14 protein-coding genes are annotated in these 13,213 nt (G+C 50.9%); 4 read left to right on the forward strand and 10 right to left on the reverse strand.

Annotated features, from left to right (window positions below):
• The first annotated feature begins 29 nt into the window (after window positions 1-29).
• From AC6I8K_RS07235 to AC6I8K_RS07245, 3 genes are all read left to right on the forward strand, one after another.
• Window positions 30-1,565 (forward strand): glucan biosynthesis protein G, encoded by a 1,536-nt coding sequence (locus AC6I8K_RS07235; RefSeq protein ID WP_196762382.1) that lies wholly within the window; start codon window positions 30-32, stop codon window positions 1,563-1,565.
• On the forward strand, window positions 1,558-4,107 hold the full coding sequence (mdoH, locus tag AC6I8K_RS07240; RefSeq protein WP_064740838.1) for a glucans biosynthesis glucosyltransferase MdoH: 2,550 nt from the start codon (window positions 1,558-1,560) through the stop codon (window positions 4,105-4,107). The genes AC6I8K_RS07235 and mdoH overlap by 8 nt, the downstream gene beginning before the upstream one ends.
• Window positions 4,108-4,240: 133 nt before the next feature.
• Entirely contained in the window at window positions 4,241-4,480 is a 240-nt protein-coding gene (locus AC6I8K_RS07245) for a YceK/YidQ family lipoprotein (RefSeq protein WP_064740839.1), read from the forward strand.
• A 6-nt stretch (window positions 4,481-4,486) separates the two neighbouring features.
• Here AC6I8K_RS07245 and AC6I8K_RS07250 read toward each other — a convergent pair whose 3' ends face one another.
• The 3 genes from AC6I8K_RS07250 to AC6I8K_RS07260 all read right to left on the reverse strand — a co-directional run bounded on the left by AC6I8K_RS07250 (window position 4,487) and on the right by AC6I8K_RS07260 (window position 6,750).
• Window positions 4,487-4,882, reverse strand: a complete 396-nt coding sequence (locus tag AC6I8K_RS07250) for a MysB family protein (protein WP_483817875.1) — start codon at window positions 4,880-4,882, stop codon at window positions 4,487-4,489.
• Window positions 4,883-4,998: 116 nt separating this feature from the next.
• Window positions 4,999-5,265, reverse strand: a complete 267-nt coding sequence (locus AC6I8K_RS07255; protein WP_073991701.1) for a hypothetical protein — start codon at window positions 5,263-5,265, stop codon at window positions 4,999-5,001.
• Between the two features lie 561 nt (window positions 5,266-5,826).
• Entirely contained in the window at window positions 5,827-6,750 is a 924-nt protein-coding gene (locus AC6I8K_RS07260) for a Kdo(2)-lipid IV(A) acyltransferase (RefSeq protein WP_483817166.1), read from the reverse strand.
• A gap of 264 nt (window positions 6,751-7,014) precedes the next feature.
• Between AC6I8K_RS07260 and trhO the strand changes: the two genes are divergently transcribed.
• Window positions 7,015-8,070 (forward strand): oxygen-dependent tRNA uridine(34) hydroxylase TrhO, encoded by a 1,056-nt coding sequence (gene trhO, locus AC6I8K_RS07265; RefSeq protein ID WP_483817167.1) that lies wholly within the window; start codon window positions 7,015-7,017, stop codon window positions 8,068-8,070.
• Between the two features lie 44 nt (window positions 8,071-8,114).
• Here trhO and AC6I8K_RS07270 read toward each other — a convergent pair whose 3' ends face one another.
• The 7 genes from AC6I8K_RS07270 to pyrC all read right to left on the reverse strand — a co-directional run bounded on the left by AC6I8K_RS07270 (window position 8,115) and on the right by pyrC (window position 13,086).
• Window positions 8,115-8,690, reverse strand: coding sequence for a YceI family protein (locus tag AC6I8K_RS07270; RefSeq protein ID WP_064740846.1), 576 nt, complete (start codon window positions 8,688-8,690; stop codon window positions 8,115-8,117).
• A 1-nt stretch (window position 8,691) separates the two neighbouring features.
• Complete coding sequence (locus tag AC6I8K_RS07275) at window positions 8,692-9,264, reverse strand: cytochrome b (RefSeq protein WP_497827228.1); 573 nt, start codon at window positions 9,262-9,264, stop codon at window positions 8,692-8,694.
• A gap of 293 nt (window positions 9,265-9,557) precedes the next feature.
• The gene (solA, locus tag AC6I8K_RS07280) at window positions 9,558-10,673 is read right to left on the reverse strand and encodes an N-methyl-L-tryptophan oxidase (RefSeq protein WP_483817168.1); all 1,116 of its coding nucleotides are present in this window, start codon (window positions 10,671-10,673) and stop codon (window positions 9,558-9,560) included.
• Window positions 10,674-10,779: 106 nt separating this feature from the next.
• Window positions 10,780-11,034: a biofilm formation regulator BssS gene (bssS, locus tag AC6I8K_RS07285; protein ID WP_007893664.1), complete on the reverse strand. Its 255-nt coding sequence runs from the start codon at window positions 11,032-11,034 to the stop codon at window positions 10,780-10,782.
• 278 nt (window positions 11,035-11,312) lie between these two features.
• Window positions 11,313-11,582, reverse strand: coding sequence for a hypothetical protein (locus AC6I8K_RS07290; protein ID WP_064740848.1), 270 nt, complete (start codon window positions 11,580-11,582; stop codon window positions 11,313-11,315).
• 143 nt (window positions 11,583-11,725) lie between these two features.
• The gene (gene dinI / locus AC6I8K_RS07295) at window positions 11,726-11,971 is read right to left on the reverse strand and encodes a DNA damage-inducible protein I (RefSeq protein WP_064740849.1); all 246 of its coding nucleotides are present in this window, start codon (window positions 11,969-11,971) and stop codon (window positions 11,726-11,728) included.
• A gap of 68 nt (window positions 11,972-12,039) precedes the next feature.
• A complete protein-coding gene (pyrC, locus tag AC6I8K_RS07300) occupies window positions 12,040-13,086 on the reverse strand; it encodes a dihydroorotase (RefSeq protein ID WP_064740850.1) in 1,047 nt (348 codons plus the stop codon).
• Window positions 13,087-13,213: the final 127 nt, after the last annotated feature.

The raw sequence follows: 13,213 nt of genomic DNA on the forward strand, positions 1-13,213 counted from the left end.
TGCTGAATAATGTGAATAATAAAGTGGGACTGGTAAAGATGCGCTGGGTAGGCGCGGCAGTTCTGCTGGCTATGTATGCCAACAATAGTTGGGCGTTTAACATTGATGATGTTGCAAAACAAGCCAAGGCGTTGGCAGGGAAAAGTTTCGAAGCGCCAAAGAGCAATTTACCCTCTCAGTTTCGTGAAATGAAGTTTGCTGACTACCAGCAGATCCAGTTTAACCACGACAAAGCTTATTGGGGCAAACTGCGCACGCCGTTTAAGCTTGAGTTCTATCATCAGGGCATGTATTTCGATACGCCGGTGAAAATTAACGAAGTCACGGCGTCTTCAGTACGTGAAATTAAATATAACCCTGACTACTTCAATTTCGGCAACGTAAAACACGATGCTGATTCAGTCAAAAACCTCGGCTTTGCTGGGTTTAAGGTGTTGTATCCTTTAAATAAAAAGGGCAAAGACGACGAGATCACCAGCTTCCTCGGTGCCAGCTATTTCCGTGTGATTGGCGAAGGCCAGGTATATGGTCTTTCGGCGCGCGGTTTGGCGATTGACACCGCCTTGCCGTCAGGTGAAGAGTTCCCGCGCTTTAAAGAGTTCTGGATTGAACGTCCAAAACCGCAGGATAAACAGCTGGTGATTTATGCGCTGCTGGATTCGCCACGTGCGTCCGGTGCCTATCGCTTCACCATCCATCCGGGCAAAGAATCAACGGTTGATGTGCAATCGAAAGTTTACCTGCGTGACAACGTCGGCAAACTGGGCGTGGCGCCGCTGACCAGCATGTTCCTGTTTGGTGCGAACCAGCCATCGCCGGTGACCAACTTCCGTTCAGAGCTGCACGATTCGAATGGTCTTTCAATTCATGCCGGTAACGGTGAATGGATTTGGCGTCCGCTGAATAACCCGAAACATCTGGCGGTCAGCACCTTTACCGTAGAGAACCCGAAAGGCTTTGGTCTGCTGCAGCGCTCGCGTGATTTCAGCCGTTTCCAGGATCTCGACGATCGCTACGACCTGCGCCCAAGTGGCTGGGTTGAGCCGCAAGGTGATTGGGGTAAAGGCCGCGTTGAACTGGTAGAGATTCCCACGGCGGATGAAACCAACGACAACATCGTTGCGTTCTGGACGCCGGAAAAACTGCCAGAGCCAGGCAAAGAGATGAACTTCCAGTATCGCCTGCATTTCACGCGCGATGAAAATCAGCTGCACTCAGACGATATCGCGTGGGTGAAAGACACGCTGCGTTCAGCCGGTGATGTGAAGCAGTCGAATCTGGTACGTCAGCCAGACGGCTCAATCGCCTTCACTGTAGATTTCGTTGGCAAAGCGATGAGCAAGCTGCCGGAAGATACGCAAGTGGCACCGCAGGTGAGCGTGGGTAATAACGCTGACGTGGTTGAGCAGAGTGTGCGCTACAACCCGGTGACCAAGGGCTGGCGTCTGGTGTTGCGTCTGCGAGTGAAAGATAACAAGCAGCCGACTGAGATGCGTGCGGCGCTGGTGAGCGGCGACAAGACATTGACGGAAACCTGGAGCTATCAGCTACCTGCCAATGAATAAATCGATATTTCTACCTCAATCTTACGTGGAGGCTCTGCCGCTTGATGCGGCAGGGCGCGCCCGTCTGAGCGATTCACTCCAGAATGCCCAGGCGTTCCACGCTATTCATACGTCGCTGGGGCAGGATAACGCCGCCAGCGAGCGCCCGGATGATGCGCCGCTGAAATCGGTGTCATCCCGTGTGCAAATGGCCTGGCCGGACTCATTGGCTGATGGTCAGCAACTGAGCAAGGATTATCTCGACCGCACTACGCTAAAGGCGATGCCGAAGGTGAAGCGCTCGTTGATGTTCCCGGAGATCTGGCGCACCAATCCGATTGCGCGCGCCTGGGATTCCCTACGCGGCCAGAAATCTACGCCACGTTATGCCACTGTTGAAGAGCAGAAAAACGAAGATAAATGGCGCCATGTAGGATCGGTGCGTCGTTACGTGCTGCTGATTCTGACGATTCTGCAGACCGTGGTGGCGACCTGGTACATGAAAACCATTCTGCCGTATCAGGGCTGGACGCTGATCGATCCTATCGAGATGTTCAACCAGAACTGGTTGCAGTCGGTTGAACTGATTCTGCCGTACATTCTGCAGACCGGGATTCTGTTCCTCTTTGCCATCCTGTTCTGTTGGGTTTCAGCCGGTTTCTGGACCGCGTTGATGGGCTTCCTGCAGTTGCTGATTGGTCGTGATAAATACAGTATTTCGTATTCAACCACCGGCGATGAACCGCTTAATCCGGAACATCGTACTGCGTTGATCATGCCGATCTGTAATGAAGACGTAGAACGTGTGTTTGCGGGCCTGCGTGCGACCTGGGAATCGGTTAAACGTACCGGTAATGCCGAACACTTCGACGTTTACATTCTGAGTGACAGCTACGACGCGGATATCGCTATCGCCGAGCAGAAAGCCTGGATGGAACTGGTACGTGATGTCGGTGGCGCGGGCAAGATTTTCTATCGTCGTCGTCGTCGTCGTGTGAAGCGTAAAAGCGGTAACATCGATGACTTCTGCCGACGCTGGGGCGTCAACTACAGCTATATGGTGGTGCTGGACGCCGACAGCGTGATGAGCGGTGAGTGTCTCACCGGTCTGGTACGTATGATGGAGGCTAACCCGAACGCCGGTATTATTCAGTCGTCGCCGAAAGCGTCTGGCATGGATACGCTGTATGCCCGTTGCCAGCAGTTTGCCACGCGTGTGTACGGTCCGTTGTTCACCGCCGGTCTGCACTTCTGGCAGTTAGGTGAATCACACTATTGGGGCCATAACGCCATCATTCGTGTGCAGCCGTTCATTGAGCACTGTGCGCTGGCACCGCTGCCGGGTGAAGGTTCGTTCGCCGGTTCGATTCTGTCGCATGACTTCGTTGAAGCGGCACTGATGCGTCGTGCCGGTTGGGGCGTATGGATTGCGTACGATCTGCCGGGTTCTTATGAAGAGCTGCCTCCGAACCTGCTGGATGAGCTGAAGCGTGACCGTCGCTGGTGTCACGGTAACCTGATGAACTTCCGTCTGTTCCTGGTAAAAGGGATGCATCCGGTTCACCGTGCGGTGTTCCTGACGGGCGTGATGTCTTATCTGTCTGCGCCGTTGTGGTTCATGTTCCTTGCGCTGTCAACCGCCTTGCAGGTGGTGCATACGCTCATGGAGCCGACCTACTTCCTGCAACCGCGTCAGCTGTTCCCGGTATGGCCGCAGTGGCGTCCCGATCTGGCGATTGCATTGTTCTCAACGACACTGGTGCTGCTGTTCCTGCCGAAGTTGTTGAGTGTGGTGCTGATTTGGTGCAAAGGAGCGAAACCTTACGGTGGCGCCATCCGCTTGTTCTGCTCGCTGATTCTGGAAATGCTGTTCTCGGTGCTGCTGGCGCCGGTGCGCATGCTGTTCCACACCGTGTTCGTGGTCAGTGCGTTCCTCGGTTGGGAAGTGGTGTGGAATTCACCGCAGCGTGATGATGATGCTACGCCGTGGAGCGAAGCTTTCCGTCGCCATGGTTCACAGATGCTGTTAGGTCTGGTGTGGGCAGGCGGCATGGGCTTCCTCGATCTGAACTTCCTTTGGTGGTTGTCGCCAATCGTCTTCTCGCTGATCCTGTCGCCATTTGTGTCGGTGATGTCGAGCCGCGCGACGGTGGGGCAGAAGAGTAAAAACGCCAAACTATTCCTGATTCCGGAAGAGTATGAGCCACCGAAAGAGCTGGTCGATACCGATCACTACTTGCAGATCAACCGTCAACGCGCGCTGAAAAATGGCTTTATGCATGCGCTGTTTAACCCAGCGTTCAATGCTCTGGCGACGGCAATGGCAACATCGCGTCATAAGCAGAGTGATTTGCTGGACCATGCACGCGATCGTCGTGTTGATCAGGCTCTGAGCGACGCGCCAGAAAAACTGAATCGTGAGCAGCGTTTGCAGCTGATCAGCGATCCGGTGGTGCTGGCTCGTGTGCACTCACGCTTGTGGGAAAGCGCGGACAAATATCATCAGTGGGTGGAAAGCTATCAGAAGCTGAAGCTCAATCCAGAAGCGCTGCCACAGCGCTGAGGATGAGAGAGTGAAAAGCGGCAGAAATGCCGCTTTTTTTCGCCATTAATCTGACGAAATCTTTACGCGTAGGTAGTGGTTATTTCATCTCACAGGCGGTTAAACTAACACCAGTCCACTGTGAGTAAATGTTGTGAATGATTTCCTGAAACTAACCGCGCTTAGCGTCGCCATCGTTTTATTATCCGGCTGTGGCAGCATTATCAGCCGTACCTTTCCCGGCCAGGGTCACGGTAATCAATATTATCCCGGCGTGCAGTGGGATGTTCGTGACGGACCGTGGCGTGTACTGACCATTCTCGATTTACCGCTATCGCTGGTGATGGACACACTTTTATTGCCGGTTGATGCCAATCACGGTCCGTACGAATAACGTCAATTACAGATTGTCAGAAGGGCTGTTATCGTCTTCCCACTCTTGCGCTGCCGCTTCGCCTTCTTCCAGGTCACGCGGTGGTTCTAGCTGGAATTCGCCTTCGTCCCATTCGTGCAGCGTATTTTCTGCCTGCCACTCCTGACGCAGTTCGACTTCATCAAAATCGCCGTCAAATATTGCCTGCGCGGCTTCTCCGCTGGAAATGGGCAGGCATTCACCCTGACCATTCTCTTCAGCGAAAAATTCTGCCTGCCACATAATGTCGCCATCCTGCATCACGTACTTCTGCAGGGCAAACTGGCTGACGCTGGCATCTTCTTCTGCGATTTCAGGTTGGGTGGCGAGAAACTCTTCGCGAGCGGCTTCAATGGCTTCTTCAAGGGTGCTAAACAGGCTCATCATCAACTCCATAGGAAAAAAAAGGATTTCACAGAAGAATAGACGAAAAATCGGGAAGTGCGGGGCGTCAGGGAATATCGGTTGGGCGGTTGAGTGAAATTCAACCGCCCAACCAGTCAGATTAATTTCTGAGGGAAGTGTAATACCGGACGTACAGAGTCATGAATAATTGGAGCTGAGTAACGAATACAACATTTAATACAGGGCTTAACCTTTTTGAAATTAATACGTGCGGTTGATAGTGCCTGATTTAAATTATATAGAGTGCCAATAAAAACCATATCCTCCTTTACGGGTAGCCGTTTGCACTCCTTTCGATGTAGAAGATGATAACCTTCCTGATCGGTACTGATCGTTACGTAGTAGTAGATGCCTTTATTCATTTTAGATTTGTCCTGAGATATATTTGCTGTGTGTAATCTTTTTATATTTTTTAAAAAAGCGACTTAACGTGCTAACTGACATGACCGAAATTAGCTGGAATCGATTTCACGAACAAATTCCATAATGATATAAGAGGGTGCTTTATTTTATTTAAATGGAATATGAGTGTTTTTATTAGGACAATACCTTGTTTCGTAAGTTAATTTTACTACATTGATAAGTGAAGTCGAAGAGTTTAGGGATATTAAATAGGAATAGACCTGGAAGTGCTCAAAATCAGGGCCGTAGTGGCACAAAAATGATGAGTAAATATTAATGCGTTCGAAAACCCAGAATCAATAACATGCTGGATTTTACGGACAGCCCTGATGTTGAAAGATAAATATTTTAGGGCATCCGGGTTAATTTGCGGATTCTCATGTGACTAACATCGGCGCTAATGCCACGATCAGCCTAAGTTAAGACTGGTACCACTTCATTAACAGAAGATCGTTGAATGTCATGTGATAAGGCAAATTTCGAGGGGAAAATCGAGGCGCCATCTGCGCCCCGACTCACTTTTAATAAACGGAAGGCTGCCCCTGCGGGCGGGTTTTAAAGCGGCGGTGCAGCCACATATATTGCTCGGGAGCCAGCAGAACCGTCTCTTCTACCACTTTATTCATTACCACAGCGGTCTCGAGTTCTGATTCCAGGGCAAATTTATCGCGGATGTCAGGCATCATTTTAAGCTCATAACCACGCGCGTTCGGCAGTCGTCGTGCCAGGAAAGGTACCACGCTAGGATTTGCCAGACGAATCAACATATGGGTTCCGGTGGTTGTCGCCGCGTCCTGCACCGCAAAGAAGGGAGCAAACACGCTGCTGCGCGGGCCATAATCATGGTCCGGCGCATACCAGATGATGTCGTTGTTCTTCATGGCGCGAATCATGCCTTTAAGGTCTTTGCGGTCAAGCATGCTTTTATTCGAACGCATGCGGCCCCAGGTTTGCAGCCAGTCGATCAATTTATTGTCGTTGGGGCGATACACGCCAATGCCTGGATTGTGCATACCAAATACGCGCGCCCCCAACTCCAGAGTGAGGAAGTGCATGCCAATTAATAATATGCCGCGTTTCTCAGCCAGTGCGTTGGAAACGTGCTCCAGGCCACTGGTGGTCACCCATTTACGAATGCGCCAGTCCGGCCAGAACCATGCCATGCCGGTTTCAATCAGCCCCATGCCCACAGATTCGAAATTATGCTTCACCATCGCGTCACGCTCGTTGGTCGGCATAGTAGGAAAGCACACTTCCAGATTGCGCTGCGCCACTTCTACACGGCGCTTCATAAAGCGCATTGCAATGCGTCCAAGCCCACAGCCAATCGCATGCAGTACCGGGTAGGGCAGCAGTACCAGCAGGTAAAGAAAACCAATGCCAAGCCAGGTAAGCCAGTAGCGCGGATGAAGCAGTTCACGGGTGAGTTGGGGAAGTTGAGTCATGGAAATGTCAGTATCCTGCGTCTTATGCCAGAGAGTCCGGTTTCTGTAATTTTTTGTGATTATGCCATTTTTTCGTCCTGGCTGAAATCAAGCATAGACTGCGGAGGGCTATCCAGCAGCACATATACGCACGAAAACGCAATTGTAATGCACTAATGCGCCTGTAATCGTAACCGTCAGGCTTAACAAACCAAAGATTTTGCCTCACGCTTCAGGTATCATACGCGCGCTAAATTTCTCTGATTGCTAACAGGAACGAACACCATGCCAGTGTTACATAACCTTGTTTCCAATAAAGAGCTGAAAGAACGTATGTTGGCGGAAACCGAACCACGTACCACAGTCTCTTTTTATAAATACTTCCAGATTGCCGATCCTAAAGCGTTCCGTGATGCCCTCTACGTTGAGTTGACGAAATTCAAGGTGTTTGGCCGCGTGTATGTCGCGCATGAAGGTATCAACGCGCAAATCAGCGTGCCGGCAAGCCGTTATGAAGCAATGAAGGCAGCGCTCTATGCTTTTGATGCGGCTCTGCATAATCTACGTATGAACATTGCGCTTGATGATGACGGTAAATCTTTCTGGGTACTGCGCCTTAAAGTGCGTGAGCGCATTGTGGCGGATGGGATTGAAGACGACAGCTTTGATGCGAGCGATGTGGGCGCTTATCTTAAAGCGGCTGACGTTAATGCGATGCTTGACGATCCCGATGCGCTGTTCGTCGATATGCGCAACCACTACGAATATGAAGTGGGGCGTTTCGATAATGCCATGGAAGTGCCGGCGGATACCTTCCGCGATCAGTTGCCGATGGCCATTGATATGTTGCAGGATCAGAAAGACAAAAAAATTGTCATGTACTGCACTGGCGGTATTCGTTGTGAAAAGGCCAGCGCCTGGATGAAGCACAACGGTTTCAATGATGTTTATCACATTGAAGGGGGCATTATTGAATACACCCGTCGGGCGCGCGAGCAGGGTTTACCGGTGCGTTTCAAAGGTAAGAACTTTGTTTTTGATGAACGCATGGGTGAGCGGATATCCGACGATATTCTTTCCAGCTGTCATCAGTGCGGCACGCCTTGCGATAGCCATACCAACTGCATCAATGATGGCTGTCATTTGTTGTTTATTCAGTGCCCCAGCTGCGCTGAAAAATACAATAACTGCTGCAGCCCAATCTGCATGGAAGAGTCAACGTTGTCGCCAGAAGAACAGCGCGCACGCCGTGCGGGCCGTGAAAATGGCAACAAGGTGTTTAACAAATCACGTGGTTTGCTGAACATGACGATGGCGATTCCGGCGCCAGATAAAAAATAAGCGCAACACAGCCTGAAGCCATCCAACTTCAGGCTGTAACTGCTTTACTTACGCACGCCTTCCACTGAAATAATCAGTTCAGCTTTCTGCGATGCCGGGCCAAGATCTTTGCTGATATTGAACTCTTTCAACACGATTTCACCGCTCGCTTCAAATCCTGCACGATAGCCGCCCCACGGATCTTTACCTTCACCGATCAATTTTGCATCCAGCGTCACTGGCTTGGTCACGCCATTCAGCGTTAAATCGCCAGTGATCTTGTAATCTTTGCCCTCTTTTTTCACCGCAGTAGAGGCAAAGGTTGCCTGTGGGAATTTACCGGTGTTGAGGAAATCCGCGCTGCGCAGATGTTTGTCGCGCTCGGCATGGTTGGTGTCGAGGCTATTGGTATTAATGGTGACGTTGACTTTATCTGCCGAAGGATTGGCTTCATCAAAAGTGAAACTGCCATCAAAGTCTTTAAAGGTGCCGTATAACCAGCTGTAGCCCAGATGCTGAATGCGGAACTGAACAAACGCGTGCTGGCCTTCTTTATCAAACTTATAGTCAGCCGCGCTGGCCGTTAGGCTGGTGCTCAATAATCCGGCCGCGGCTATTGCCAATAATGTCTTCTTTAGCATGTTACTTTTCCTTTTCAGAGGGTATCGGGATGCGGTAACCCAACATCCTTTTCAGTGTCACATCACGGTCGATAAAATGGTGTTTCAGGGCAGCTAGCGCGTGCAGGGCGGAGAGCAGCACCAAACCCCATGCCAGCCAAAGGTGAACGTCACCTGCCAGATCCGCTTGTTGCGCGGCACCGCTAAACAGGGCGGGAACGTCGAACCAGCCAAATACTGAGATCGGTTTGCCATCGGCGGTGGAGATGAGGTAACCCGTAAACAGCAGCACCAGCAGCAAGCCATATAACATCCAGTGCGCGGCGCTGGCGCTGCGCTGCACGGAAGGCGAAGAGCTCGACAGCGGTTTTGGCGGCGGCGAGATAAAACGCCAGCCGAGACGCAGCAGTAATGCAGCAAACAGCATTATGCCGACACCTTTATGAATTTCAGGTGCGTCGTGATACCAGCCATCGTAATAACCCAATCCGACCATCCATAAACCCAGCGCGAACATGCCGTAAATAGCCAGCGCCATCAGCCAATGCAATAAAATGGAGACGGCACCGAAATGCTGTGTGGAATTACACCACATATGAATATCCAGCAGAATGAAATAAGTGGTCATCAGCATCTACATTTTGCAATGAAAGATCAATTAACCTTACTTTTCTATAAAGTCGAAAATCACCTTCGGAATAAATGAGGGTTTATTTAAAACTCAGTCAGGATAATTGAAGGGCGGACTTAAAAGACAAGGGTAGTGACGGGATAGGGCATATTGGCTACACCAAATGCGGCAAATCCTTGAGTTGAATGTCTATAAAGGTAATTAAATGTCAACTTGCGTCAAGTGTGCCGGCGCATCATTACGCCGACACGCAAGAATTAGTTAAATCGCGCGAGCGAGAATGGCTTGATATCAAAAGAGAACGGTTTATTTTGCGCAAACTCACTGGCGAGTTCGCCCAGCACGCTGGCAAATTTAAAACCATGTCCGCTCAAACCGGTGATGATAAGGCGATTAGGCTCATCCGGCAGCGTATCAATAATAAAATCCTCATCTGGCGTGTTGTCATAGCTGCAGGCTTCGCCATGCAAGCAGACACCCACGCCCGGCAGGAATTTACGCAAGAAATTAAAGGACTCGTTACCGTCCACTGCGATGCTGCCAAAGGGTTTGCGATCTTCCGGTGTTTGCATCAGCTGGCCGCCATCATGACGTCCTACTTTTAGCGCGTTGTTATCCGCCGGGAAGCCATAAAAGTGGCTGCCGTCGGTCATCTCCACGGTAAAACCTGGGAATTTGTTGTTCTCGCTATAGCGACCATCCGCCTGATACCAGGCAAAAACTTTACGCACGGGCGTGACCGGCAGATCGGCGACCAACTGACTGACCCAGGTTCCCGCGCTGACCAACAGTTTACGTGCGCGGAAAATGCCATCGCTTGTGGTGACCTGCTGCAGATCGCCATCGCGGCCAATTTCCGTCACTGGACAATTAAACAGTTGCGCACAGCCAGCCTGTTCCGCCAGTTGCACCCAGCTGCGCACCGCTTGCTCGCATTTGAGAAAACCCGAGTGGGGTTCAAATACACCGATATAGCCATCCGGCACTGTGAATTGCGGCCAGCGTGCACGCACTTCATCGGCCTGCAGGATTTTCACATCCAGCTGCCACGCTTTCGCGCTATCAATGACATTTTGAATAAAGGAGGAGGTGAGCGGTGCTAAATTAAGGATACCGCTGCGATGCATAATGCGCTCGCCGCTTTGACGTTCCAGTTCATCCCACAGTGTCTGAGCGCGCAGCACCAGCGGCACATAGCGTTCACCTTCACCATAAGCATGACGAATCAAGCGGGTTTCGCCATGGTGGGTGCCTTGGCTGTGTGGGGGATGGGCGCTATCAATCATCAACACGGATAAACCAGCTTGAGTGGCGTAAAAGCCGGCGGCTGCACCAACCGAACCGCTTCCCACCACAATCAGATCATAAACCATAACCACATCACTCCAGCAAAACGGCGAAATTTTTCAACAGCATATCAAAAGAGAGCGCCCATGAAAAAGGCACCCTGTTGGGTGCCCTTTCACGCGATAGTAGAAATTAATGCTTTTGATTGTCGCGTAGGTACTGCTCAGTGGACTCTATTTTTGCAATGCCAGCTTCAAGTAGGGAGATAAACTGTCTGGCGACATCGGTAGTCAGCCAGTAGGTCGGGCCCACGTCAGCTTCTTCTTCTTTCTGATCCTGCGAGGAGAGCGAGTGCAGGCGAATCATCATGGCGTCATAACTGTCTACGGTGCTGATGTCCCATCCTACCAATGGATGAGTCTGGATGACGTCTTTATTTCTGTCCATTATAACCTCCGTATTACTCGTTAAACGAAGTGCTTCTTGAGGTTCAATGCGGCTGTATCGTGCACTAGCGAAGCAATTATAACATGAATTAGCGAGTGCAATAGTTAAAAGGTATGACGAAGTTAAACAGAGTAAAAATAAACGTCCTCAAAATAGCCATTAAAGGGAATAATAAAATGCCCGAGGACTCAGGCATTTTATTGCAAATATTACGGCGAGTGCTGACGAGATTATCGGCTTTAATGTTGGGAAACGTTAAGCCAAAAAATGCGGCACTGTTATGCGTGTGGCTCAGCGGGAAGCAGGCCATGACGTTTCTGAATCTCTTCAGCCAGCCGCGTAAAATGCTGCTGTAACTGCTCGTCATGGTTCTGATTTTGTGCTTCCAACGTCAGATTGTGTACCAGTAACTGATTGGCGCGATCGTCGAGACAGAAGGTCAATGTGGCAAAAGCATTTTCTAATACGGTTAAGCGGCGCTGTTGCTCAGCAATAAATGCCAGCAATTCCCCAAAGGTCATCGCCTCTTCTGGTTTTTCAGTAGTCATGTAAAACACCTCCTGTAAGCATGACGAGGCAAGAATAGGGGATCGCTTAACATGAGTCTAGATGCAGGAAGTTTTTCTGGCGAGAGGGAAATAAAAACAAAAAAGCCGGGTGGCGAAACCCGGCAAAAACGGCACAGTGGCAGTTAATCGTTATTAAACCAGTCGTCCGCGCTTTCCCAGGTTTCTTGTAACAGTTCGCTGATGCGTTCACGTGATTCTTTGCAGCCACCAAACACGCTGAGTTGGTTGCCGCCGGCGTAACGTACTTTGACGTGATGATCGTCATCAGGGAAATCGTGCGTAATGCGACGGACCAGTTCGACGCTGAGTGCATCAAGTGCACCAGCAGGAAGGGGCGAAGTTTTTGCTACGGTAATTTCAACACGCATAGAAGCCTCCGGAATAATATACTGTTTATTTGTACAGTATAATTATCCCGAAGGCAAGCAGCAGAAAATTATTCTTTGATACGCCAGTTCAGCGTTTCACCGGCGAGGAAAGGCACCAACGTGTCATCCGCCAGTGCAATGCTCTCCTCTACCTTCCAGGATTCACGTACCAGTGTCAAAGTGCCCTCATTCAGCGGCAGGCCGTAGAAATTCGCCCCGTTTTCCGAGCAGAAAGCCTCAAAATGTTCCAGCGCGTTCAGCTCCTCAAATACCGTAGCGTAAGCGGGCAACGAGGTTGGCGCATTGAACACCCCGGCGCAGCCACAGCTCGCTTCTTTCAGGTGACGCAGATGCGGCGCAGTATCGGTACCGAGGAAGACACGGCGATTACCGCTGGCGACCAGTTGACGTAATGCTTCCTGGTGAATATTGCGTTTTAGGATCGGCAGGCAGTAAAGATGCGGACGTACGCCACCCACCAGCATGTGGTTACGGTTGAACATCAGGTGTTGCGGCGTAATGGTGGCACCCAACAAATCGTTACCGGCTGCCAGATATTCCGCCGCTTCTTTGGTGGTGATGTGTTCCATCACCACTTTCAGCGCCGGGAACTGCTTACGCAGCGGTTCAAGCACGGTTTCAATAAAGCGGGCTTCGCGATCAAAAATATCGATGTGAGAATCGGTTACCTCGCCATGCACCAGCATCGGCATGCCGATTTGCTGCATGCGCTCTAACACCTTAGCAATCGAGGCGATATTGGTGACGCCGTGGCTGGAGTTGGTGGTGGCATGCGCAGGATAGAGTTTGGCGGCGGTAAACGTGCCGTCACGAAAGCCGCGTTCGATCTCATCGGGGTCGAGTGAATCGGTGAGGTAGCAGGTCATCAGCGGAGTAAAAGCATGCTCAGCAGGTAATGCGGCCATGATGCGTTCGCGATAAGCCACGGCTGCGGCCACGCTGATAACCGGTGGAACCAGGTTTGGCATGACAATCGCACGTCCATTTACAGCACTGGTATACGGCAGTACGGCGTTGAGCATCGCGCCATCACGCAGATGGATGTGCCAGTCGTCAGGGCGGCGAATAGTGATTTGCTGAGGTTGGGCTGTCATTCAAAAAGACTCCGGCTGAGAAGAAAACGAGAGGCACGTTTAGGCCGGGGAGTAATCATAAGGATGTGGGCAACCGTTTGCACGGGATTTTATCGTGACAAACAAAAACCGCACCCGAAGGTGCGGT

Source organism: Pantoea sp. X-Soil-ISGK-421, from assembly GCF_059730785.1.